Source organism: Phormidesmis sp. 146-33, from assembly GCF_052939515.1.
Window position 1 is genome coordinate 1 of sequence record NZ_JBJPHU010000101.1, and the last position, 24,559, is coordinate 24,559.

A 24,559-nucleotide genomic window follows, 5' to 3' on the forward strand; every position below is an offset into this window, starting at 1 on the left:
TATCGACACTGCATAGTACAACACCCTCATTCATCCCTCCATTATGCAACGCCAGAAATAGCTGTACTCAGCGGGCATCCAGAGCGAAAACCCAGATTCATCAAGATAAAACAAGTCGATTTCGCCTGCTGCCGCTGCCCATTGCAGCATCTCCAAGTCTGCCAGTTTCTTTGCCTTCTCCACCGGGTCTTGCTTGCTGTGGTGACTGGGGCGAGTCCGCTTCCAAATCACCCCCTTTTTTGGAACACCTGCCTGAGATGGTCTGCACTCAACTTGACGTTGCGCTCGGTTTCTAACTTTTGGGCAAGTTGTTGAGTGTTGTAGGTGTGTTGGTCTTCCCGTAAGCACCCTTCAAAGGACTCCAGGTTCTGTTCTTGCCAGCGCCGTTTAGCTCCCGGTCTTGGCGCGTCCCATAGCCCGCCTAAGCCGTTGCTTTGCCAGCGCCCCAAGGTCTCTCGCACTGTGCGCTCGTTCCAGTTGAAAAAAGCGGCGATTTTCTCGACATATACTCATCGCTTCTAAGAAATGGACTTTTAGATCTCCGATTGCATCAGCGATATGATGAAGTCATCCACTTCATGGGGCAGGGGGACTGTTTGTATGATTCAGGTTGAATTTACAGAGCAGATGATTGAGGAGTTGAAGTACGAACGGTATCATCACCCTCACCCCAAAGTTCAACAGAAAATGGAGGTCTTGTATTTGAAAAGCAAAGGCTTGGCGCAGCAAGACATCCGACGACTCTGTAGTATTTCCAAAACGACCCTGACGAGTTATCTCAGACAGTATCTTGAGGGTGGGATTGAGCGGCTCAAGCCGTTGGATTATCAGGGACAACCGAGTGCACTGAATGTTCATGCTGGCCGTGTAGAAACCTATTTTAGAGATCATCCTCCCCAAACGATCGCAGAAGCCCAGGCGAAGATTGCCGAAATTACTGGGATTCATAGAAGTCCCAATCAAGTCAATGCCTTTCTCAAACGGATTGGCATGAAACGACATCAAGTCGGGTTTGTTCCGGGTAAAAGTGGCAATCTGGACAAGATTGCCGAACAGGAAACGTTTCGAGAGGAGATTTTAGAACCGTTGTTGGAGTCAGCTAAAGCTGGAAAACAAGCTGTTTTTTTGTCGAGGCTGCCCATTTTGTTCACACTACTTTTTTAGGGTATCTCTGGTGCTTTAATCGAGGGTTCATCAAGTCACCCTCTGGACGCAAACGGTTTAACGTCCTGGGAGCACTCAATGCCCTCACCCTGGAGATCATCACGGTGACTAACGAAACTTACATTAATGCTGAGAGTGTTTGTCAACTGTTGCAGAACCTATCAGACTTAGCTTTAGGGATACCGATTACGCTGGTGTGGGATAACGCTCGTTATCAAAAATGTGCGGCAGTGTTTGAATTAGCAAATCAACTGGGAATGACCCTGGTGTACTTGCCCTCTTACTCAGCGCATTTAAATTTAATCGAACGGTTATGGCGATTTGTGCGGAAAGAATGTTTGTACTCTCAGTATTATGCTGATTTTTCCGCCTTTAAGCGTGCAATTTCAAGCTTGATTGACACAGCGCATATCAACAAACACGAACAGCTTAAAAGCTGGATGAGTTGGAGATTTCAGTCATTCAAAAAAGTCCATTTCTTAGCCGATTAGAGCATACATCCCTTGATGACTCAACCGCACCACTTCGGCTCGGTCTTTTACCCGTTGAGGAACCGTTGTTGCTTGGCGCAGTTCAAACAAGGTGCGATTCTCAGCAGCATTCAGTAAAACACGTAAGCGGGCACCCATGTCCTCAGCCTCCTAACCCCTTGAAGTCGATGTCTCTATCTAACTTCACATACCTGAGCTTTTCAAGCCTGATCTACTTAGGACTTACGCACTGTACAAATAAACTGCTTTATGCGCTAACGTAAACAGCCTGTTTCAGCCTTTGCACTAACAAATATTTGTGCTGTTGGAGCGGCGACTACCAGTTTGGGTAATGTTGCATAGTATTCACCTGTAGTTGCCATATGGAGTTAGAGTTTCTGATGTTTCAACCGAGATGTAGCTTAAAGAAAACTCATAAACTGAGCAAACAGGCTGCTGGAAAAATTAAATACTCCAAGAAGAATAGCTTCCAGATGAATTGATAGAATTTGGCGATTTCGTGTTTGTCTTGGATATCGATTTTGTAGCTACGAAGCCAAAGTGAACCCAAGGCCAACAGATGGCTAATAATCGAAAACGGTGCATTCACGAAAGGTAATTTTAGAGACGCGATCGCCATCCCTAAATAACAAACCGTCAACACCCATCGAGACAGATTAAAAACGGCTTTTTGTCCCAATGTTAAGGTAAACGTGCTGATATTGTATTGGCGATCGCCCTCCATGTCGGGAATGTCTTTGAAGATAGCAATCGCAAATGTAAAGACCAAAATAAATAACGTCAAAGCGTACACTTTTGCAGGAATAGGAAGGCCGTTGTTGTAGTGCAGGAATAATCCTAAATTAACGATCGCTCCCCTTACGCCAAAGATGCAGAAAGAAGCCCAAAAAGGGAACCGTTTGAGGCGAATGGGCGGAAGAGAGTAGGCAGTGCCGATCGCCAAACTCAGCCCCACCATTGCTAACAGATAAGAACTTTGGGAAGCCGCCAGCCCGATCGCTAAAACTCCAGTAATTGCGACGATCGCTTGTCCTTGCCAGCGCGAAAATTCACCAGAGGCCAGCGGTAAATGGGGTTTGTTGATGCGGTCGATCGCAATATCTTCTAATTGATTGAGTCCAACAATATAGACATTGCCACACAAGCAAGCAATCAGGGTGATCAGAATAGATGAAACAAACTTCTCATGGCTGCTCAGATCAGTACCTGACAGTGCAATTAGATAGATACCCAGGACACTACAACTTGTTCCAATGATGGTGTGAGGGCGAGAAAATTTCCAGAAAGCATAGAGCCAAGGAGCATATCTTTTAACTGGATTTTTGGAGACCGAAGGCGCAGAAGATTTTGGAGAAGTTTGGCTCATGCAATGCCCGATTCTATAAATAGCTTGGTGATTCTGAAGTGTTTAATCAGAGAACTTATTTCATCAACTGAGAATTTACTTGCTGCCAGAGAGCAAACCAAATTTAATTAAGCCGCGATCGTAGCCTCGACTCATCAACCCTAAAGAAAGTGCCGCTTGAATAGTTGTCCATCCCGATCGCAGCAAGCCCACCAGCGCATCCAAATTAAATGCGGAGTCAATCACCACATCCCAAAAAGGAGCCACTGCTGTTGACCAGTCTGCTGTCCGAAGCGTCTCAAACGATAGATCGCGAGCGATTTGCTCATATTGAGGAAGCGACATAACAAAGGGCAGACAATAGACGCGATAAATGTCTTCGAGGTGCTTTTGTTCGTCGAGAGTCAGGGGCTGCTGGGCGGTCGATCGGTGACACCAAGTTGCCATAATGAAAGTGCCACCGGGCTTGAGAACGCGATGACATTCCTGCAAAAACTTTACCTTGTCGGGCATGTGTTCGCCACTTTCGAGTGACCAGACCAGATCAAAGGAGTTATCTGCAAACGGCATATCTAAGGCGTTCGCGACTTGAAACTGGGCGTTGAGTTGGGCAACCTGGGCCCTTTCTGTCGCTCGGTTTGCCTGAACGGGACTCAACGTGATTCCAGTCGCGTTTGCGCCAAACTTTTCAGCGAGATAAAGCGAACTTCCTCCAATTCCGCAGCCCACGTCGAGAATATCTCCTGCCTGAGTGACATTAGCCCACTTCAACAGTTCTTCGATCAGGTCAATTTGGGCTTGTCGTCTGTCTTTTTTCTCACTGCCATCGGCTCCATAATAACCGTGGTGCATGTGTTCTCCCCAAATCTGCTCCCATAGACTTGAAGAAGCGTCGTAAAACTCTTGAATTTGCTGGTAAAGCGTCGAAGTCATGCAAAAATTTCTCGAATCGGCTGAAAACAGACTAGCGTATTTCTCAGCCTGCTTGTCTTCCTCATTAAGAATAAGTAGGGTTAAGCACTTCATAAATCGTGCAAACCACAAAACTATTGCAAAACAATCAATTCATAGTTTGCTGAAGATGTTCAAAAATCGGTGACGCTGAGGTAGGGGAGTGAAGCATTGCCGCTTGCAGGAATCAGCATTACTGGTTGTATAAAAAATAGCGATATTGGGGCACTGAAGCGCGGCAGCATCCTTATCTTCAAGTCCAAAGGGTATTGATGCAATAATTAGTCTATGTGATTGACATGAGACACCAGCCATTTAGACTCGTCGAAGCTTCGCGGAAACAACGTGGACATAGCATCATCTCTCAGGAAAGCAAAACTTGAGCTTGATATTGCTGCTATCTCTCACCTCTAGCATTAGCCTTTAATTAACTCCACCCCATCGCGTCCGTCAAAATCTTGTAGATAAACCTTGACCATTTCCTCTTTGGCCGTGGGCAGCTTTTTGCCTGTGAAGTCTGGATGAATCGGGAGTTCGCGGTGACCTCGATCGACCAATACCGCCAACCGAATGACTTCTGGTCGTCCATAATCATTGACAGCATCTAGTGCAGCGCGAATTGTCCGTCCTTTGTAAATTACATCATCCACCAGGACAACCGTTTTGCCAGCCAGATCAAAAGGAATATCGGTCTTGGCAGGCGTACGGACGCTAATCGTATCCAAATCATCTCGGTAGAAGGTGATGTCGATCGCGCCCAGGGGCACCCGTACTTTTTCGAGGGCTGCGATTTGGTCTGCTAGGGTTTCTGCTAAAGGCACACCTCTCGTATAGATGCCCAACAGGACTAGCTTTGAGAGGTCGCCCGATTTTTCGATGATTTGAGAAGCGAGGCGCGTGAGGGTACGGCGTAATTCGTCAGGGGAGAGAATTTCGATTTGTTCGGAAGGCATAGGGTGAAGGATAAGAGGGCGATCGCTAACCAAAAACGTGAACCTACTTATAAAATCTTCCTCTAGAAGGGCATCGAACTGGAATGCTAAATTCAAAATAAGGGGGTTGTTTTAAGTAATTACGATGGCATTAAAGCTACACATCCCCTCTCTCAACAATCCTGATGCGGCAAAAGAAATCAAAGAAACAATTCTGGCTTCTGAACCTGGCGCAAAAGTAGACATTGATGTAGAAAATAAAACAGTTACTATCGAAGCCAAGGCCTCCGAGGAAACCTTTAAGCAGCTAGTTACAGCGGCGGGGTTTGAGGTGGCAGAGTAAGTTTGAGCGAGAGGAAACGGTCTGCTTAAAGTTCTATTAGTCATCAGACATAACCGAGGGGTGTTGATTTTTACGGATCATTTCTACGGATCATATTGAAGCGATTTCTTCATCCCTCCTCATTTTTTTCTACAAAACTTCGTCTACCTGAACTTCCATTTCTTGCAGTGATTGCCAACCTGCTTGCCATTGCGATCGATTTCTCAAAGACTTGGCATTTAGCCAAAATCGGACATTGGGGTCGCAGGCGGCCACCATCTCGGCAAACACCCACTCACCCTCGTTTTTGCGATTCGTTACTTGAAAATGTCGCCACCCCCAGGTTGTCTGTTGAGCCGTCCATTTGGAGCCGACGAGATAGGGGAATTTTTGCTTTTTGGACATGAACGCTGAAATTAGAAAACTTGACTGATTCGATCGTGCCACAAAATACAAATCAAAGTACTATGGGGTGTTCTGAGATGACGGCGGCGAAAGCGCTTAAAAGGATTCTGGTGAAGCGTCAAAATTGATTGCGATTGTCACAAAACAACCCCGACCCCAAACTTATGAAACTCAAAATTGCGACTTCTGCACTGCTGGTCACGATCGGCTTGACGCTGCCTGCAAAAGCTGAAAACCTCGAACACACTCGTCAGTTGCTTTCGACTAAGCAATGCCAGCGTTGTAATTTGAGTGGAGCGGGGCTGACGTTTGCTCAGTTGATGGGCGCAAATCTCAGTCAAGCAAATTTGAGCGGGGCAAATCTCAGTCAGTCTAATCTTGTAGGGGTCAATTTAAGCGGGGCAAACTTGAGCGGGGCCAGCTTGAGTGGGGTGAATTTGACAGGCGCAAATTTGAATGGGGCGAATTTAACAGGGGCAGATCTTCGAGGCGCTTTTTTGTCTGGGGCTGATATGACGGGCGCTCAGATAGAGGGTGCTGCTCTACAAGGCGCGATCGGGTTAGCACCGACGTTGGGAAATGCGGATGATTTTTATCGCTGGGCGTTAGAAGCCGCAAAACAGCGCAATTTTGGGCGGGCGATCGAAAACTATAACCAGACAATTCTTCGCAAGCCAGATCATGCGATGGCTTATTTTGGTCGAGGGGTCGCCCGAATGGAATTAGGGGATCAGGCGGGTGCGATTCAAGACTCAGAACAGGCTTCTACCCTTTTTGCAAGCCAGGGCAGCAAAACAGAGGCCGAATCTGCTAAGAAAATGGCTGAGACGCTAAAAAATCCGCCCAAAGAAAAGCGGGAGCCTTCGGGAGGAGGGTTTGGACAAGCCTTGATCAGCGTGGTGGGCGGTCTGTTGCAGTTGTTTCTGTTTCGGTAAGCCTCACTTGAGCGGAATGAACGGAAAAACAGTTTTGATGAATCTTCTTAGCCTTAATAACCGAATCGTTCTCTGAACTGACTGAGCCACTTGGGGTTTTATGGGCTGTCCTTGCTGAAGTTGGGACTGCAATTCTGCGTATTCAGTTGGGGTGAGGGGTCGGCCGTCTAGGGGCGATCGCGCCTCAATGATAATTTCCGTTCGTAATACTTCCTCTGGGGGGTCGCTGGGAGGCGGTAGGGCTAAAAGGGATGAGGGATGAAGGATGAGGGATGAAGTAAGAAGGATGAGGGGGCGCTTCATAGAAGGGGTTGCGGAATTTAATGGAAACTCGATCGATAAAAGGTGAGTGCTGTGTTTCCGTAGCGTTTTTGACGGCAAATCTCCAGGTTGGAAACTTCCAAAGTCAGGCTTGGACTGTGTTCTACGGCTAATTCTCCAGCGGGTGATAGAAGCTGATGGTGTGCGATCGCTTCCAATACAGGTTCATACAAGTCGCTGGTGTAAGGCGGATCAAAATAGATGCGATCGAACGGTTGACCCGTTAGGCTCGACAATCGTTTCACCACGTCGCCTCGGATGACTTGAAAGGTCTGATCGGGTTTGACCACCTGCTGCCAGTTTTGCTCAATCACCGTACAAGCTCGGCTCGATTGCTCAATCCCAATCACCAGTTTTGCTCCCCGGCAGAGCGCTTCTGCTCCCATTGAGCCACTGCCCGTACAAAGATCAAGCCAGCAACAATCGGCGATCGTGCCTTGCCAAATGTTAAACAAAGCTTCTCTGACTCGTGCCAGCGTCGGGCGAGTTTCTTGTCCGGGCAAAGTTTTAATCAATCGATTGCCGTAAATTCGTAGGCTCATAGGGCTGAGAGAAGCTTATCCGATGCCGATCAGAGTAGAAGAATTGACCTGCGCCACAAAATTGGAGAGAATTTGCAGCCCTGATGTCGAAGACTTTTCGGGATGAAACTGCACCGCCATTAGGTTGTTTTGCGAAATGGCAGCCGTCACGGTTTGAGTTCCATGAGTAATCGTGGCCGATCGCACCCTTTTCTCAACGGGATCGACATAGTAGGAATGCACAAAATAAACCCAAGGATCAGCCGGAAGCTGTTTCCACAAGGGGCAATCGGGTTGAGTCATCTCTAGCTGATTCCAACCCATATGAGGAATGGTAATACCCGGCTCAGGGTGAAATCGTCTGACCATCCCCGGCACAATGCCCAATCCTGGTTCACGACCCTCTTCACTGCCGTCAAAGAGAATTTGCAAACCCAGACAGATTCCCAAGAAGGGGATGCCACGGGCGATCGCGGCTTTGATAGGAGCTTCGAGATGTCTTGATCGCAAATGCTGCACCGCTGGATCAAATGAGCCGACCCCAGGAAGGACGATCGCATCTGCCTGCTCAATTTCTCGTGCTGAGTCGGTGATATTGGGCGTTGCTCCAGCATTCTCTAGCCCTTTGCAGGCAGAGTGTAGGTTGCCCATGTCATAGTCAATTACCGCAATCACTGGCATCTCTCAACCCTCCAGGTTTCTATAGCAATCCTAAATGATTGGCATGACCTTTTGTAGAGAATAGCCAGGGTGCCAGTTGTACAACGAGTCGTTAAGTGCGATGAGTGCGATCGCCTACTTTAAGTGCGCTAATCCGAGAATGACAGAGCTTTTTGCTAAGCACCTAGATACAGCAGATTTCTAGTTAGTGAAGCACAGTTAAATTGGCAAGAGATCCTGTTCCCCGAAAGTTTCAATCACTTGTTTTTGTACTTCATCTATTTGTAAGGTGCTGTAGGTCTAGTCAGCAAAGGCGAACTTCGCTCTAATAGGTGTGAATTCCATTCGCCAGCCTTCCGAAAATTTAGGAAAGCAACCGGAGCGATCGTTCACACCAGCCTTCTCCCTTGCTCTACGCCCTCCTTCTGCCCCCTGCCCGACGAGAGCGACTCAGGTCAAATTCTAGAGCGGCCCCCACCCCAAATAGCACACCGCTCAACACCCAAAAGATTTCGAGCAAGCCACCGCTCTGATAGTCAGGCAGCCTGGTAGTCGCGTATTTGAACCACATATCTGCGATGTAGAGCGAAAAGGCAGCCGCGGCGATCATGCGCCAGGATTGAGAAAAGCGTCCGCCCCAAAAGGCCAGCAGCAGCGTCGTCGCCACAATTAAGATGAATACATCCGCCATCACATAGAAATAATCTAAGGCAGACTTGAGTGGAGCCAACGCATCCTCGATCGCCGTTACCCACTCTGGAGCCGGGGCCTTCTGCTCAACCGGAGCCGCTACCGGAGCTTGCTCAACCACAGGTACCGTCGAAGGCGCGGGTTTTGCTGTGGGCGTGATCTTGACCGCAGATTGAGGAGTGGGTTTGGCAGGCTTAGGAGACGCTTTGGGTGGGGCAGTTTGAGCTGGGGCAGTTTGTGCAGAAACAGGCGCAATGCCCAACAAATCTGCCGTCTGCGTTCCGGGAGCAATTGTCAGCCAGGTCGCAAAAGCAATACTAATGGCTGCAATTCCGGTGACGATGCCCCACTGCCACATTTCGAGATTAAGACGACGATCGGCAAACGCCATGACCATTCCCCACCCCAAAAATAAGTAAGTTGGAACGTAGAAGAAGTCTCCTGGAGACACCGCCGCATCTCGTCCCAAAAACGTCTCCCAGTAGGTGAAGAGTAGACCGCCGATCGCATAGCACAACATTCCTAAGCCTACCCCTAGCCAGACTTTACGCCCACTGACAATCTGCGGACTGCGCCAGTTTCTAAAGCACAACAACGCGGCGGTTGCGTAAGCCACAATCTCAAAGATAGACGTGCCATATGAGTACCAATCAGGTCGCTCCTGTCCAGGCTCCGTCACGCTAAACAGCAGAAAAAACAACAGCGCCATCACTGCCCAGACAATTTCAGCAAAGACGATCGTCTGCACGGACAAAGATTTGGAGCGAGATTTGTCTATCGAAGTACTCATTTCACGTTGGGGGTAGGGCTGACTAGAACCGCAGGAAGCAACCCTGCATCTTACTGGAAAGTCGGATTAATGTAACCAAAGATTATTGAAGTTAACGCCAGAGGGTGCCAATGGGCGATCGATTTAACCAGGTGCTAAACCGGGTGCGTTCGGCGGCGGGCAGATCCTGCAATGCTTCTAGGGTGCGTTCTGCAAACGGAGACTTGCCAAAATAAGACCTCCCAATCCGGTGTAGCTCTCGTAGCAGCGTATTCAAATGGGCTTCTTGCCAGGGTGGGGTCTGTAGACTGCTCAAAGGATCAACCGTCAAAAGCTGCTTGATTGCGTCAGGTGACTCGGTTTGCGGAAAGTGCCCCTGCCGAAACACCTCAGTAATATCTTTTTGAAAGGTGACCGCTTGCTTATTGCCCATCAAGTCTTCAATGTCAATGTACATCGCTTGCAGCATGAGTAGACAGGCTTGAATCAACATCGGGGGCGTTGCGTCGATGCCGCCTTCCTGAGCCTCATTGGACAACTGATCGAGCCGAACTTTACCCCAGACGCTGTATCGCTCAGGCTCCTCCAAAAGCACGCAAGCCTTGCCCTGGTTGTCGGTCAAATCGCGCCAAAATGCCCGCGCCTCTTCTTCTTGGTTGGCATGAAAGACACTGATCAAGCGAAACGTCAGTCCCTGATAGGTCAGGATCGGAATCTTTTGATCTCGTTTGGGGTGTGGGACGCTGGAAATCTCAACATCCTGCCGTTTCAGAATGAACATAAAACAGCCAGTTAACTCCTATCAGGGGGGGCAATGGAAGGCACGCAGAAGTGTCTCAGGATTGACAACAAGCTTCCTGGGCAAAGAATAAGGCTACCAGAGGAAGGGATCTCAAAGAAACGGCTAACCTAAATAGCAAACCTGCGATCGCCCTTGATCAATACACTACTTTGAATTCCCTTTTTCTGGCTTTCAGTGTACACACCCCAGAGTAAAATCTGTCCTGAATCTGCTTGCCAGATATTAAGTTTTTTGTTAAACAACCGGATTTTAGTTTGCTCAGGCTAATTTGAAGGTCTTGACGATTTGATATTTTGTGTCGAGAAGTTTTGGTAATCTTGCTAAAATTCAGGACAGTGGCTGTCAAGCTGGTACAGTTTTCACAGGGGTTCTTAGCTCAGAGGATAGAGCAACCGCCTTCTAAGCGGTCGGTCACTGGTTCGAATCCAGTAGAGCCCGTTCTTAAATTCGTGCCCCTGTAGCTTTTCAAGAAGGGCTGCGGGGAGCTTCTTTAGACAGGGCAGGGAACAATCTGCAAGGTTATGTTCTCTGATGAATAAAAGTAATCTAAAAGCTTTACCAAACTTCATGAAATTACCCTTAAACTAAACCGGGAACCCGGCGATCGCTGTTTGTAAAGGTAGATATTGCCCTGAATATAAATGAGGAAGTGACGCAATGGCTGAATGGATCGCCAACACCATGAACGCAATGGGATATTGGGGAATTGGGCTACTCATGTTTTTGGAGAACCTTTTTCCACCGATCCCGTCCGAATTGATCATGCCGTTGGCGGGCTTTACCGTCTCTCAAGGCAAAATGAACTTTCAGTACGCGGTTTTGGCAGGGGTGATTGGCACCGTTTTTGGGACGTTGATCTGGTACTATGCTGGGATTTTGGTGGGGGAGGAACGCCTGAGAGCGCTTGCCGATCGCTACGGCAAATGGTTGGGGCTATCGGGGGCCGACATTGACAAAGCCAACCGTTGGTTTTATCGGCATGGGACGAAGGCAGTTCTCTTAGGGCGGCTAGTTCCTGGCATTCGGACAATTATTTCACTCCCGGCAGGGATTAGCCGAATGCGGTTGGCTCCTTACCTGGTGTATTCGACGATCGGCACTACGCTTTGGACGATTCTGCTCACCTATGCCGGATTTTTGCTAGGGGAACACTACGATCGCGTTGATGAATACTTAGCGCCCGTTTCCAAAATCGTTTTAGTTGGTCTGATTCTAGGATTTATTGCCTGGGTGGTGCGACGACGACAATCTGGTCTCAAATAAGGAACCTACATGACTTTTGATGTAGCGCGTCTAGGACAGTGGATTCGCCAGATCGATCTGATCGACGGATGTCTAGTAATCTGGGCGATCGTGTTCACAGAATTGGGGCTGGTGATCGACTTTTTTCTACCAGAAGACGGTTTGCGGTTTGCAGCAGAGTTTTCAGCGTCTCAAACCATTCTCAATCTTGAAATCCTCACTTTGGGGTGTTTTGTCGCAGCCGTTTTAGGCGATAGTGTGGAGTGCGCCACTGGAAGCCGATTTGGACGAAACTTATTCGACCGAGAAGATTCCTGGCTCTTTTACAAAAAGCATCTCGTTTTAGCCCAAAGGTTCTACCAAAAGTGCGGCAAAAGGGCGATCGCTCTAGCCCAATTTGTGCCCATTGTGCGAACCTTTGCTCCGATCGTCACTCGCATTAGGGCAATGAACTATCTTCTATTACAAAGCGATCGGCGGACTATTGCAGACTTTTGGCGTAACGCTGTTGGGCTATTCTTTAAGAGCCATGATCCCCGATGCCGATAAAGGTTAGTTGCCCATTATCCTGATCATGGTCGTCGTTTTGCTTTTGCCTTCTGTCTTTCACATCTACCAAGAACGTAAGTCTAGCCGACATTGAAACATCGCTCTAGCTATTGGCAGCTTATCCCCTACATCCGCCCTCAGTGGAAAACCATTGTGCAGGCCATGATTTGCACGGCGGGAATTACGGCTATTTGGCCAGTTTTGGCGTTGTTAGCCGGACGGATGTCTGGGCTGATTGGGGCGGGCAAAGTGGGAGCCATTCTCGATCTGGTGATTTTTGCGGCATTTATTTGGGGGCTACAAAAACTGCTGCTCTATGGGCAAGATTTGCTGATGGCCAAGGCTGCTCTGTCGATCGCCTTCAAACTCAGACAGCGAACCTATGCCCACGTCCAACATCTCAGCCTCAGCTATTTTGAAACCGTCCAAACCGGAGATCTGGCGTATCGACTGACCGAGGAAATCGATCGCATCGGCGAAGTCGTCAATCGCATGTTTGCTCAGTTTATTCCCAGTGTGTTGCGGCTGGTTGTGATGTTGGGGTGGATGGTGCGACTCAACTGGCAACTCACCCTGGCAACGCTGATTACGGCTCCTTTGCTGGCATTTTTGATCGGCTGGTTTGGCGAACGGTTGAGGAAACTCTCTTATAAAAGTCAAAGTCGGGTTTCTGATCTGTCAGCGCTCCTGATCGAAATGTTTAACGGGGTGCGGTTGGTGCAGGCATTTGCGGCAGAGGGGTATGCGATCGAGCGGTTTGGGCAAGAGGCAGAACGCAACCGTCAGGCTAAGTTTCGCACCGATCGACTCCGCGCGATTCAGTACCCGATTCAGGGCTTTTTGGAGGCATTGGGAATGCTGACGCTGCTGCTGCTGGGCGGTTGGCAAATCTCAAAGGGCAACTTGACGGGCAGTGATTTTGTCAACTACATCGTTTCTGTCGCACTTTTGTTTGATCCCATTTCGTCGGTGACGATTAACTACAACGAGTTTAAACAAGGAGAAGCCTCGGTCGATCGTATCTTTGAGCTTTTATGGTTGCAGCCGACGGTGGTTGAAAAGCCCAATGCGCCTGCCCTGCCGCCCGTCAACGGGAAAGTTGAGTTTTGTCACGTCAGCTTTGCTTATCAGATCGAGCGCCCCGTTTTGCAAGATCTCAATTTGCTGGTACTGCCCGGAGAAATGATCGCCCTGGTGGGAGCTTCTGGAGCGGGCAAGACGACGCTGGTAAATCTGATTCCGCGATTTTATGAGCCGCAGTCTGGAGACATTTTGGTGGATGGCATCAACGTGAGAGATGTGTCCCTGCGGAGTTTGCGCCGACAGATTGGGATTGTGCCTCAAGAAACGACGTTGTTTTCGGGAACGATCGCCCAAAATATTGCCTTTGGTCAGCTTGAATTTGATCTCAAAGCGGTGCAAGAAGCGGCCAAGATTGCCAATGCTCATCAGTTTATTAGTCAGTTTCCGCAAGGCTATGAAACCTGGGTGGGTGAGCGGGGTGTAAACTTGTCTGGCGGTCAGCGACAACGATTGGCGATCGCCCGCGCGGTTTTGCTCAATCCCCGAATTTTGATTCTCGACGAAGCGACTTCTGCTCTGGATTCTGAATCTGAATCGCTGGTTCAAGAAGCGCTGGAGCGGATCATGCAGGGTCGAACGGTCTTTATCATTGCCCATCGATTGGCGACCGTGAGACGAGTCGATCGCATTCTGGTTGTCGAAAAAGGGCGCGTTGTCGAATCGGGAACACACGCCGAACTGATTGCCGAAGGAGGGCGCTATGCTGGATTTTATGCCCAGCAGTTTAGCTAAAGGTTGAAGTTTTGAGAAGGTTGAAGTTTTGAGTTGGAGCCGCTGTTCACCCTTCAGGATTCAGTCAACACCCCTCAGATTGCATGATTGAATATTCCATTCACACCCCCAGCGACTATATTTGTAGCCATCGAGAAAACCTCCTGCCCGACTGGTCTCTGCCCGTGCGATCGATTTTGGTCGTCTTGCAGCCTGCTCGTATGGAACTGGTGCAGCAAACGCCGGAGACAGAAGATCAAAAGCAGCAGCTTCGACAAAAATTTCTGGAATTTGGGCTGACGATCGTTGAAAAACTACGAAACCTGGGACATCAAGCCGATTTGTTTGATCCCCGGACGGGCCTTCCTGTCTTGTCTCAGGCGGGATCGCTCAGATTAGACGATGTAGCGGTGGTGCGATCGACGCTAGGGTATCCAGCTATTCAGCTAGGGGACTGCTCTGGAATCGTGCATCCCATCTGGGGACGGGCAGTCTATCCGTCAATCTTGATCGCGTCGGCAGACTCTGGACTGGTCAAATCTGTCATTTCAACCGTCGAAGGCTTACTCGAAACCCACCATTCTTTGAGCGGCTGAGGCAATTTTACCGGATAGAGCGTCATCACCAGGGAATCAGAAGACTGACCCACAATTTCTACACTGTAGGACGGACTATTTCTCGTCGCCAAATCTACCGTAAAGCGGCGGCCAATCCGTCGCCAACTGGGTTCTTTGCCATGCCACTCAATGCGACAACAGGGATAAGGCAACGTTTCGCGATCGAACAACCGACAGCAAGCCCCCACGACTCGATAGCTAAAATGGCCACCGGGACTGGTAAAAATGTATCCGTGTGGAAGGGGGTGCTGTTGAGCAGACAGATTGACAGGACGGGATTGATGGGGGAGATTCACGATCGACAAGCTGACGAGTCACTAAAAGGTTAAGCGGTGGACTCTGAACCTGGAATACATCATTCCGTCCAGAGTCCTGAATTGATCCTAGACGATCGTTCCTTACACCGCACTCTTAAACTCTTCCAGACTTTGAACGTCCCAGCGAGTGTCCGTCCAGCGAGGCAGATAGTACCCCAAATTAAAGGTGGTGCCATCCATGTACCAGAGGCTAGTCTCCCCTGTCTGAGCATTGCGCCAGAAGATATCGACATTGGCATCCCCCCCAAAGTCCTGCACTCCGGCAATCTCCCAACCCAACTCTTTGACTGTTCTCAAAAACACCCCAGTCCCAAAGGAGGTGCCGTTCATGAGCCAGACTGCATTTTCGCCTGTGCGATAATTGCGCCAGAGTAGGTCGGGGCTGCGATCGCGGTTAAAGTCACCGATCCCTTCGAGTTTCCAACTTGGATCAGCGATGTTGGTGGGGATAGCAGGCGCAAAGAAGGCCATGTTGTTTAGAGTCCAGAAGCCGATTTGACCTGTAGAACGGCTACGCCACAGAATGTCCAGATCTCCATCACCGTCAAAGTCGCGAATTGCTGAGATATCCCAAGACGTATCGGTACTCCTCCGAAGCGGGACAGCATTGACAAGGGTCGTGCCATTCAGCTTCCAGAAGCCTGTGTCGCCCGTGAAAGCGTTGTACCACAGCAGATCTGGGTTGTCATCGCCATCAAAGTCGCCCACCCCTTTGATCTGGTAGTTCAAATCTTTGGCAGCCACCAGGTCGATCGAGCTAAGATATTGCGCTCCGTTCATCAGCCAAACTTTGTTGTCCCCGGTGATGTAGTTACGCCACACGATATCCAGCAGTCCATCGCGGTTAAAGTCGCCCGTGCCCTGAAAACGCCAGCCCAACTCATCCATTTCGGGCAAGACGACAGTCCCCGCATAGGGCGAACTATTTAGTTTCCAGATGTCTGCTTTGCCGCTCACAGGATTGCGCCAGAGAATATCCAGATTGCCGTCGCGATCGAAGTCTCCCGTTTCAGCGACTCCCCAACTTGCGTCTCGCGTGGGCAAGAAGACCGCAGCCCCAAAGGTCATATTGTTCATGTACCAGATGCCAGTGCTGCCTGACTCCGAGTTGCGCCAGAGAATGTCTAGATTGCCGTCGCGATTAAAGTCGCCTACCTTTTCGATGCGCCAGATCAGCTCGTTTACTTTTCGCAGCCCGACGTTTTGCACGTAGCGAGTGCGATCGAGTTGCCAGATTGTGTTGTCTCCGGTGTTGTAGTTGCGCCAGAGAATGTCTAAACTGCTGTCGTTGTTGAAATCGCCAATCGCCGCAATTTGCCAGTTGGCATCTGTAACGGTGAGCAATTTGACGGTACTGATGGCCGGAGTCCCATTCATCAACCAGATCACGTTTTCTCCGCTGCTGGAGTTGCGCCAGAGAACATCCGATCGCCCATCTCCATTAAAGTCTCCCAGTCCTTGAACCTTCCAAAACAGATTACCTGTACTGGGCAGTCGTGTCGAAGAAACGAAGTTAAACTGATTCAACGTCCAGACTGCTGACTCGGTGGTGCGCTGGTTGTACCAGAAGATTTCGGGCTTGCGATCGCCGTTAAAGTCGCCCACGCCGCCCACGACCCAGGCTAAATCTCCGGTGGGAGGTGAATAGTGATAGGTCACGTATTGGCTACCATTCAGTTCCCAGAACGACGTGTCGCCAGTCTGCCTGTTAGACCAGAACAGATCTAAATCTCCGTCTCCATCAAAGTCAGCTTTTGCGGAAATCTTCCAGCTACCCGGAACGCCACTCGCCAGGTCGATCGTTTTGTTGTAGGTGCTGGTGTTAAATTGCCAGATTTGAGCTTCGGTGGAGTCAGCATTGAGCCAAAGCGCGCCCAAGTCAGCGTTTACGCTCGGATCGATATCGTCGTTGGTGAGCGTCGCGGTGCTTGTGGAGGTGGCGATCGTGGCGTTGGTCGGGCTAGTCAGATTGACCGTAAAGCTTTCGTTAGGTTCAAAGCGGGTATCGCCCAAAGCATTGACGGTAATCGTTTTGCTGGTGTCTCCCGGATTGAAGGTAATCAGATCGGTCGCTGCCAAGTAGTCGTTGTTGGCGAGGGTAGCTGTGCCATTGGCGGTACTGTAGCGAACGGTGATTGGCTGAGGGCTGGGCTGAGACAGGCTGACGACGAAGGTATAGGGGGTGATGCCCGTGTTGCCTTCTCTTTGGGGAGTGGGGCTGGTGATGCTAACAGTGGGGAGGGGGTCGTCGTTGAGAATCGTTGCCGTTGCGGTGCTGCTAGAAAGCGTGGCATTGATGGGGCTGACGAGATTGATCGCAAAGGTTTCGTCTAGCTCAAATTGAGAATCGGCGATCGCATTGACGACGATCGTTTTACTCGTTTCGTTAGGCAAGAAAGTCAGCGTTCCTGCGTTAAACGTGTAGTCACTGTTTTGAATTTTGGCGGTGCTGTCGGCGGTCGCGAAGTTAACTGAAACCACTTCGCTGCTAGGGTTGGACAAACTGACCACAAAGTTATAGCTGGTGTTGCCTTCGTTTTGTGGAGTTGGATTGGCAATGCTGATTTTCGGTCGAAAATCGTCTGCTTGAATCGTGCCAATGCCCTGACCCGGATCGGTGGAAATGTCTGCATTCGCAGGCGTGAGATTGGTCAGACGCACAAAGAAGTTTTCTTCTGGCTCAAATTTGGTGTCGCCATTGACCCGGACGGTAATCATCTTGGTCAATTCACCCGGATTAAACGTGAGCGTGTCAGAGGCTGTCTGGTAGTCTTGATCCGCGATCGTCGCCGTTCCATCTACCGTTTGATAGCGGACTGAGATGGGGGCACTGCTGGGATTTGAGAGACTGACTTTGAATGAGTATTCCGTCGTGCTGCCTGTTGCGCCTTCGGGTTGGGTGATGCTGTCGATCGTGATCTTTGGTTTTGCATCATCGTTGACGATCGTGCCGATGCCGCGTCCAGCGATCGTTGAAATGTCGGCGCTGACTGGGTTGCTGAGAGTGATGGCAAAGTCTTCGGTGGGTTCAAAAACGCTGTCTCCGGTGACGGCGATCGTGATTTCTTTGAGGGTTTCTCCAGCGGCAAAGTTGAGCGTTCCTGTTTGTGCGGTGTAGTCGTCTGCGGTGGCGGTGTTGGCGGTGGTGCCATATTGCACACTGACAGGAATGGAAGTCGCTTCTGACAAAATCACTTTGAAAATCAGAGGAGTCGTGCCATTGGTACCTTCACCCAGGCTGGGATTGTCAATGCTGATGGTGGGCCGGATGGGCTGATCGTCGTTGAGAATGGCCCCTCGCCCGATCGCTGAAGCAATCTCCGCATTGGTCGGATTCGATAACACTATGCTAAAGTCTTCGTCTAGCTCAACGATCGCGTCTCCATTGACCAGGACGGTAATTTGCTTGCTGGTTTGGGTGGGATCAAAAGTTACTTTGCCTGTTTGCGCCAGATAGTCGGTTCCCGCTTGAGCGGCTTCATTTTGGGTTGTAAAGTCTAGGCTAATCGGCTGGCTGCTGGGGTTAGAAAGCGTGATGTCAAAAATGAAGGGTGTCGTCCCCGTTCTGCCTTCATTCAAATTGACACTGTTGATCGAAACTTTGGGCGTGTCGTCATTGTTTTTGATCGTGCCAACGCCCTGACCTGCCCCCATCGAAATGTCAGCATTCACCGCATCTGAGAAGTCGATCGTAAACTGCTCATCCGCTTCAAATTTGTTGTCACCCTTGACCTGCACCGTGATGAACTTAATCGTCTCATTGGCATTAAAAGTCAGGCTACCCGCATTGAGAGTATAGTCTCCATCGGTCACTGTTGCGGTGCCGTCTATTGTGGTGTAGTTGACCGTGACCGGATCGACCGTCGGATTGGACAACGTGACCGCAAAGGTGAAGTTTTTGGTTTGACCAACACCGCTCTCTGAGTCGTCTACTTTGCCAATCCCGATCGTCGGTCGCTGGTCGTCATTTTGAATTGTGGCGATGCCTGTCGCTTTGACGATCGACGAGTTAACCGCATTGCTCAGAATGACGTTGAATGTTTCATCGACTTCTCGCTTGGTGTCCCCCGTTGCTTGTACAGTAATTTGTTGGCTGGTTTGACCGGGCGTAAAGGTCAGCGTAGTGGTCGAAACCGCTGTGTAGTCCAGATCATCTGTTGTTGCCGAGCCATTCGTCGTAGCATAGTCAACTTTGATCTCTTGAGTGCTTTCACTGGAGAGGCTAACCGTGAAGACAAAATCAGTCAGTTCACTATCGCCTTCTCTTTTCTCAACGTTGTTGATGCTGAGAGTCGGTGGATTGTCATCGTTGTTGATGGTTGCAATTGCGGTGCCGTTGGCGATCGTGCCGCCTATGGGTGTGCTGAGTTTGACAGAAAACTGTTCGATGGGTTCGAGTTTTGCGTCTCCTTTGACGTTGAGGGTGATTGGCTTAATCGTTTCACCTGCTGCAAAGGTTACCGTTCCAGGACTTGTTGCCAAAACTGCTTCGTAGTCGTTGTCTCCAGTGGTTGCACTGTCATCTTCAGTGGTGTAGTTGATAGTAACGGGCTGATCGCTGGGATTGGAGAGGGTGACATTCAGTACGATCGGTGTAGTTTCACTATTACCTTCTACGATCGCTGCATTCTCAATATTAATCGTAGGAATCAGGTCGTCATTGCGGATGGTTGCGATCGTGCTACCGATAGATTGATCGTTGATGTCCGTTAAGTTTACTTGGAATGTTTCGTCAGATTCTCGTTTGTTGTCACCTGCTATGTTAACGGTAATGACTTTTAGCGTTTCACCTGCACTAAAGGTCACTTGTCCCGTTGTGTTTATGTAGTCATTGTCTAAAGTGGTTGCAGTTCCATCTGCCGTAACATAATTGACGGTAATCGGCTGATAACTTGGATTAGAGAGTGTGACATTAAAGGTGTAAGGCGTTGTGGTGTTTCCTTCTGCTTGAGTGATTGGATTTGCCGCGATCGCCACCGTTGGCACAGCGTCATCATTAGTAATCGTTGCAATCGCTTGCTCGTTACCTGTCGTGATCGCGCCGTTGATCGGGTTACTGAGTTTGAGCAAGAAGCGATCGTTGTCTTCAAGCCTGTTGTCTCCTGTGACCAATACTGTAACCGGAAGTATGGTTTGTCCTGTAGAAAAGGTCAATGTACCAGAGGTTGTGGTGTAGTCATTGTCAAGGACTGTAGCGCTGTCATCTGCGGTGGTGTAATCGACGCTGACGGGCAATCCACTCGCCTGCGATAATGCCACGTTGAAAACAAAGGCGCTGGGGCCGCTCAGTCCTTCTACTTGTGTGACGTTGCCCACGCTGATGAATGCGCCTTCGTCGTCGTTTTCGAGAATAGCGATCGCACTTGCCGTTACATTCTGGGTATTTGTCGTATTACTGAGCAGCAGTTTAAATTGTTCGGTGCCTTCGAGGGTGGTGTCTCCTTTAGCAAAAACGGTAACTAGCTGACTGGTAACGCCTGGTGCAAAGGTAAGCTGTCCAGTTGCGGCAGTGTAGTCGCTGGAACTCTGAGCCGTATCGTCGCCTGTTGTGTAATCAACGGTAATTGCTTTACCACTGGTGTTGGACAATATGACATCGAACACATAGGGCGTATCGCCAGTTTGACCTTCTTGTTTCGTGACGTTGGCAACTGAAATTGTGGGCGGCGGATTGTCATCATTTTCGAGAATAGCGATCGCGCTTGCCGTTACATTCTGGGTATTTGTCGCACCAGTAAGCAATAGTCTGAACTGTTCGTTTGGCTCAAATTCCACATCACCTTTAGCGAGAACGGTAACTAGCTGACTGGTAACGCCTGGTGCAAAAGTAAGCTGTCCACTTGCGGCTGTGTAATCGGTGGAACTTTGAGCCGTATCATCTCCAGTGGCGTAGTTGACTGTGACGGTTTGACCACTCGAATTCGACAGCACAACATCGAACACATAGAGCGTGTCGCCAGTTTGACCTTCTTGTTTCGTGACGTTGCCAACTGAAATTGTAGGCGGTGGATTGTCGTCATTTTCGAGAATGGCGATCGCCCCAGTCGTTGTGTTTTCCGTATTCGTCGCGCCAGTAAGCAATAGTTTGAACTGCTCGTTTGGCTCAAATTCCACATCACCTTTAGCGAGAACGGTAACTAGCTGACTGGTAATCCCTGGTGCGAAAGTAAGCTGTCCACTTGCGGCTGTATAGTCACCTTCAACGCTTTTAGCTGTATCATCTCCAGTGGCGTAGTTGACTGTGATGGTTTGACCACTCGGATTCGACAGCACGACATCGAACACATAGGGCGTGTCGCCGCTTTGACCTTCTTGTTTCGTGACGTTGCCAACTGAAATTGTGGGCGGTGGATTGTCGTCATTTTCGAGAATGGCGATCGCCCCAGTCGTTGTATTTTCTGTATTCGTTGCGCCAGTAAGCAATAGTTTGAACTGTTCGTTTGGCTCAAATTCCACATCACCTTTAGCGAGAACGGTAACTAGCTGACTGGTAACGCCTGGTGCAAAAGTAAGCTGTCCACTTGCGGCTGTGTAATCGGTGGAACTCTGAGCTGTATCATCACCAGTGGCGTAGTTGACTGTGATGGTTTGACCGCTCGGATTCGACAGCACGACATCGAACACATAGGGCGTATCGCCAGTTTGACCTTCTTGTTTTGCGACGTTAGCGACTGAAATTGTGGGCGGCGTGTCATCGTTTTGAATAATGCCCGTTGCGATCGCGCTATTAATCGTCGCATTGGTAGGCGTACTCAGCGTCACTTTAAAGTCTTCGTTCATTTCCTGGAGAATATCGCCAGTGATATCAATTGCAATCGTTTTTGTCGTTTCTCCCGGTGCAAATTCTACTTCGCCATTCATCACGGCTGTATAATCGCTGCCTGCTGTCGCTAATCCATCTTCTGTAGTGTAATTGACTTTAACGATTTGACTACTAGCTTGATCTAATGTGACTACAAAAGTGTAAAGCTTTGTATCACTGTTGCCTTCAGCAAGCGTTGCAATTGAGGACGCGATCGAGATTTTTGGAGCAACAACTACTCGTGCTGTTGAAAACTCAGAGGTGTCTCCTGTTGCGATATCTGTAGCAGTAGCGCTAATAAATTTTCCGGTGAGCGCTCCCGTTGCCGAGAATGTTATAATTGCATTGCCGCTGGCATCTGTCGTCACATCGCTGAAGCCAAGATAAGTCTGTCCTTCTCCATTCCCTGATGCGTCAGCACTATCGTTGCTAAAAAATTCTACTCGAAACGGTTTGCTCGCTGTGCTGTTGAGGGTTCCCGAAACGATCGTACTTCCTCCCACAGGTTCCGCCGTCACCAAGAGCGGATAGTTTTGCAGATTATTTGCGCCCGCGTCCGCATCTCCCAGATCGTTTGCCGTAACCCCATCGCCTCCCAAATCGATTCCTAGACCCGTGTTGGCAGTGATTGTGTTTAGCCCAATCCGATTGTTTGTCAGTCCAACGATCGCAATGCCTGCGCCCCCATTTTTAGTAATCAGGTTTTTCTGAATTTGGTTGGTGCCTGCGGTAATCCGAATTCCGTCTTGCGTAAAGCGATTGATTGCCAGACCTGTTACAGTGCTATTCCCCGCACTGATCACCAATCCATTCGCATCTCCTGCACCTGTCCCATTCAATTCAACGATCGGCGTTCCTGGAGCGTCTGTAACTGCTACATAGCCAGCCTGCGTTGTTCCATCTATGATCACAGCATCGGTGATCGTCGGTAACGCAGAAGCCAGATTGGTCGTTTTACTAACGGAACCAATTTTGAAGTCGATCGTATTCACTCCACCAAAGGCATTAGCGTTGAGAATCGCTTGTCTGAGTGATCCTTCTCCTGCATCATTGGTATTCGTCACAGTCGTATCATTGGCAGCGATCGCAACCGTTGCACTCTCAGTCCCCATCGGAATCACATAGCCTTCTCCCGCCAACAGATTGAGCTTGATTGTTTCATCCGCTTCAGCAGCCTCATCATCAGTGGGAGTCAAGGTCAAAATCACTTCACTCGCCCCATCTGGAATGACGATCGTTAGCTCTGAGTTAATCGGCGTGATTGCAGTGGCTCCTACTGACAGCGTGTAATCTGAGACAGAAGCCGTATTCAAGGCATCGATCGCCAACTTAACCGTCAAATTCCCTTGAGTGCCGCTGCGCGTGATTTTGTAAGTAGCCGCTCTGGTTGCCTCGATCGCTGCTCCGTCCAGACTCTCAATTCTTACGATGTTAGCAAGCTGCAACCCAAACCCATCGGTCTTGTTATTGCGATCGCGATCCACCAGATCAGACGCTTCACTTGTGAATGTAACGTAGCTGCCAATCGCATCGATCGTCGGGTCAAAAGAAGCTCCATTGCCGCTACTGGTGCCTGCTAGATTTTGGCTGACTAATCGAGTTTTACCATTGCCGCTATCAGCCAACAAATCGCGCACAAACACATCCTGAGCATTGTTGGTGTCATTGTCTACAAGATTGTTTGAGAAGCTAACAAAAGCCACAAATCGCCCGTCACTGCTAATCACCGGATTAAACGAGCCAGATCCTCCCGACATGCCACCAGACCCAGTTCCGGTGCTGCTTGCCGTCCCCTCTTTGTTAGAGCTAACCAACAGTGTTCGATTGCTCACCAAGTCGCGCACAAACACATCTCTAGCATCGTTCGCATCATTCGCAACCAGATCGCTGAAGCTGCTGACAAAAGCCACAAATCGCCCATCGTCACTGATAACAGGAGAGTCCGATCGAGTCGCACTCATGCCGCTTGCCCCAGCACTATAAGCCCCACTTGTAGACAAACTAACCGGAGTCGTCGTGCCCAACTGCAAATCATAGACAAACACATCTTGAGCATTGTTTGCATCTGTGCCGCCGCCTAGATTACTTGACGTGCTGACAAAAGCCACAAACCGCCCATTGCCACTGATTACAGGCGTTGCAGAAGTTCCATCTCCGATCGTGGCTCCATTGCGGTTAATCAACTTGATCGAACCATCTTGACGATCCCACACGAACACATTTTGTCGTCCAGCCGCATTATCTGGAAGATTACTGGCGTTACTGGTAAAGGCAATATAGCGACCATCACGGCTGATCGTGGCGCGATCGGAACTTCCATTGCTGCTAGTCGTTGCATCTACGCCGCTAATTAACCGGATCGAACCGTCTTGCCGATCCCACAAAAACACATCCGCTTGATTATTAGCATCATTAGCAACGAGATTACTCACACTGCTAACAAATACGACATAGCGACCATCACTGCTAATACTCGGCGCAACATCATCGCTACCGCCATTTACGCCACTTACTAATCGAGTCGAGCCATCCAGTCGATCCCACAAAAACACGTCCTGACCACCATTCGCATCACCTGCCACCAGATTAGAAGCGCTGCTGACAAAGACCACATAGCGCCCATCACGACTGATCACGGGATTGCCAGAAACTCCATTTCCACTACCTGCCCCGCTGCGACTGACCAGCGTCACCGTGCCCGTCTGTACATCCCGCAAAAACACATCCTGAGCCGCATTATTGTCATTGGCTACTAGCTCAGGAGCTTTGCTAACAAACACCACATAGCGCCCATCGGCACTAACCGCCCCCAACGCCGTATTAGAATCCCCATTGCCTGTCAGGGATGCCAGCGCAGGGTCAGCATTGCGGAACGAAACGATCGTCGTCGTCCCCGTCTGCACCTCATTGATGAAGCTATCTTCTGCCCC

General features: G+C 49.6%; 17 protein-coding genes, 1 tRNA gene and 3 pseudogenes. 8 read left to right on the forward strand and 13 right to left on the reverse strand.

What is annotated here, in order from left to right:
* Window positions 1-48: 48 nt before the first annotated feature.
* A pseudogene (locus ACJ2PR_RS27645) lies at window positions 49-509 on the reverse strand (helix-turn-helix domain-containing protein); the annotation flags it as partial.
* A gap of 91 nt (window positions 510-600) precedes the next feature.
* On the opposite strand from ACJ2PR_RS27645, the pseudogene ACJ2PR_RS27650 reads away from it, so the two are divergent.
* Window positions 601-1,655 (forward strand): annotated as a pseudogene (locus tag ACJ2PR_RS27650) (IS630 family transposase).
* Between the two features lie 3 nt (window positions 1,656-1,658).
* Here ACJ2PR_RS27650 and ACJ2PR_RS27655 read toward each other — a convergent pair.
* The 4 genes and pseudogenes from ACJ2PR_RS27655 to pyrR all read right to left on the reverse strand — a co-directional run.
* Window positions 1,659-1,793 (reverse strand): annotated as a pseudogene (locus ACJ2PR_RS27655) (IS630-like element ISAcma27 family transposase); the annotation flags it as partial.
* Window positions 1,794-2,067: 274 nt separating this feature from the next.
* The gene (locus tag ACJ2PR_RS27660) at window positions 2,068-3,021 is read right to left on the reverse strand and encodes a homogentisate phytyltransferase (protein ID WP_446869821.1); all 954 of its coding nucleotides are present in this window, start codon (window positions 3,019-3,021) and stop codon (window positions 2,068-2,070) included.
* 75 nt (window positions 3,022-3,096) lie between these two features.
* The gene (locus ACJ2PR_RS27665) at window positions 3,097-3,933 is read right to left on the reverse strand and encodes a methyltransferase domain-containing protein (protein ID WP_446859152.1); all 837 of its coding nucleotides are present in this window, start codon (window positions 3,931-3,933) and stop codon (window positions 3,097-3,099) included.
* A 434-nt stretch (window positions 3,934-4,367) separates the two neighbouring features.
* Complete coding sequence (gene pyrR, locus ACJ2PR_RS27670; protein ID WP_446859153.1) at window positions 4,368-4,904, reverse strand: bifunctional pyr operon transcriptional regulator/uracil phosphoribosyltransferase PyrR; 537 nt, start codon at window positions 4,902-4,904, stop codon at window positions 4,368-4,370.
* Window positions 4,905-5,028: 124 nt separating this feature from the next.
* Here pyrR and ACJ2PR_RS27675 point away from each other — a divergent pair, with 124 nt between their 5' ends.
* Complete coding sequence (locus ACJ2PR_RS27675; RefSeq protein WP_446859154.1) at window positions 5,029-5,226, forward strand: heavy metal transport/detoxification protein; 198 nt, start codon at window positions 5,029-5,031, stop codon at window positions 5,224-5,226.
* Window positions 5,227-5,355: 129 nt separating this feature from the next.
* On the opposite strand, the gene ACJ2PR_RS27680 is transcribed toward ACJ2PR_RS27675, so the two are convergent.
* Window positions 5,356-5,610, reverse strand: coding sequence for a TIGR02450 family Trp-rich protein (locus ACJ2PR_RS27680; protein ID WP_446859155.1), 255 nt, complete (start codon window positions 5,608-5,610; stop codon window positions 5,356-5,358).
* Between the two features lie 164 nt (window positions 5,611-5,774).
* On the opposite strand from ACJ2PR_RS27680, the gene ACJ2PR_RS27685 reads away from it, so the two are divergent.
* Window positions 5,775-6,545 carry a pentapeptide repeat-containing protein gene (locus tag ACJ2PR_RS27685; protein ID WP_446879382.1) on the forward strand — a complete coding sequence of 257 codons (771 nt, stop codon included), beginning with the start codon at window positions 5,775-5,777 and terminating at the stop codon, window positions 6,543-6,545.
* A gap of 3 nt (window positions 6,546-6,548) precedes the next feature.
* Here the strand turns inward: ACJ2PR_RS27685 and ACJ2PR_RS27690 are convergent, their stop codons facing one another.
* The 5 genes from ACJ2PR_RS27690 to ACJ2PR_RS27710 all read right to left on the reverse strand — a co-directional run bounded on the left by ACJ2PR_RS27690 (window position 6,549) and on the right by ACJ2PR_RS27710 (window position 10,287).
* Window positions 6,549-6,848, reverse strand: a complete 300-nt coding sequence (locus ACJ2PR_RS27690; RefSeq protein ID WP_446879383.1) for a hypothetical protein — start codon at window positions 6,846-6,848, stop codon at window positions 6,549-6,551.
* 17 nt (window positions 6,849-6,865) lie between these two features.
* Window positions 6,866-7,408 carry a 16S rRNA (guanine(966)-N(2))-methyltransferase RsmD gene (gene rsmD, locus ACJ2PR_RS27695; RefSeq protein WP_446879384.1) on the reverse strand — a complete coding sequence of 181 codons (543 nt, stop codon included), beginning with the start codon at window positions 7,406-7,408 and terminating at the stop codon, window positions 6,866-6,868.
* Window positions 7,409-7,423: 15 nt separating this feature from the next.
* Complete coding sequence (hisH, locus tag ACJ2PR_RS27700) at window positions 7,424-8,068, reverse strand: imidazole glycerol phosphate synthase subunit HisH (RefSeq protein ID WP_446869818.1); 645 nt, start codon at window positions 8,066-8,068, stop codon at window positions 7,424-7,426.
* Window positions 8,069-8,459: 391 nt separating this feature from the next.
* Window positions 8,460-9,527: a hypothetical protein gene (locus tag ACJ2PR_RS27705; RefSeq protein WP_446879385.1), complete on the reverse strand. Its 1,068-nt coding sequence runs from the start codon at window positions 9,525-9,527 to the stop codon at window positions 8,460-8,462.
* 91 nt (window positions 9,528-9,618) lie between these two features.
* Window positions 9,619-10,287 (reverse strand): Npun_F0813 family protein, encoded by a 669-nt coding sequence (locus ACJ2PR_RS27710; protein ID WP_446859161.1) that lies wholly within the window; start codon window positions 10,285-10,287, stop codon window positions 9,619-9,621.
* A gap of 386 nt (window positions 10,288-10,673) precedes the next feature.
* On the opposite strand from ACJ2PR_RS27710, the gene ACJ2PR_RS27715 reads away from it, so the two are divergent.
* The 5 genes from ACJ2PR_RS27715 (at window position 10,674) to ACJ2PR_RS27735 (ending at window position 14,489) form a co-directional block, all read left to right on the forward strand.
* A tRNA-Arg gene (locus ACJ2PR_RS27715) sits at window positions 10,674-10,746 on the forward strand.
* A gap of 219 nt (window positions 10,747-10,965) precedes the next feature.
* Window positions 10,966-11,571 (forward strand): DedA family protein, encoded by a 606-nt coding sequence (locus tag ACJ2PR_RS27720; protein ID WP_446869816.1) that lies wholly within the window; start codon window positions 10,966-10,968, stop codon window positions 11,569-11,571.
* Between the two features lie 9 nt (window positions 11,572-11,580).
* A complete protein-coding gene (locus tag ACJ2PR_RS27725; RefSeq protein ID WP_446879386.1) occupies window positions 11,581-12,099 on the forward strand; it encodes a hypothetical protein in 519 nt (172 codons plus the stop codon).
* Between the two features lie 90 nt (window positions 12,100-12,189).
* Window positions 12,190-13,914, forward strand: coding sequence for an ABC transporter ATP-binding protein (locus tag ACJ2PR_RS27730; protein WP_446869814.1), 1,725 nt, complete (start codon window positions 12,190-12,192; stop codon window positions 13,912-13,914).
* Window positions 13,915-13,997: 83 nt separating this feature from the next.
* Window positions 13,998-14,489, forward strand: coding sequence for a methylmalonic aciduria and homocystinuria type D protein (locus ACJ2PR_RS27735; RefSeq protein ID WP_446859165.1), 492 nt, complete (start codon window positions 13,998-14,000; stop codon window positions 14,487-14,489).
* Here ACJ2PR_RS27735 and ACJ2PR_RS27740 read toward each other — a convergent pair.
* Both ACJ2PR_RS27740 and ACJ2PR_RS27745 read right to left on the reverse strand, forming a co-directional pair.
* Window positions 14,387-14,806: a hypothetical protein gene (locus ACJ2PR_RS27740; protein ID WP_446859166.1), complete on the reverse strand. Its 420-nt coding sequence runs from the start codon at window positions 14,804-14,806 to the stop codon at window positions 14,387-14,389. The genes ACJ2PR_RS27735 and ACJ2PR_RS27740 overlap by 103 nt on opposite strands.
* A gap of 102 nt (window positions 14,807-14,908) precedes the next feature.
* A complete protein-coding gene (locus ACJ2PR_RS27745) occupies window positions 14,909-24,532 on the reverse strand; it encodes a Calx-beta domain-containing protein (RefSeq protein WP_446879387.1) in 9,624 nt (3,207 codons plus the stop codon).
* Window positions 24,533-24,559: the final 27 nt, after the last annotated feature.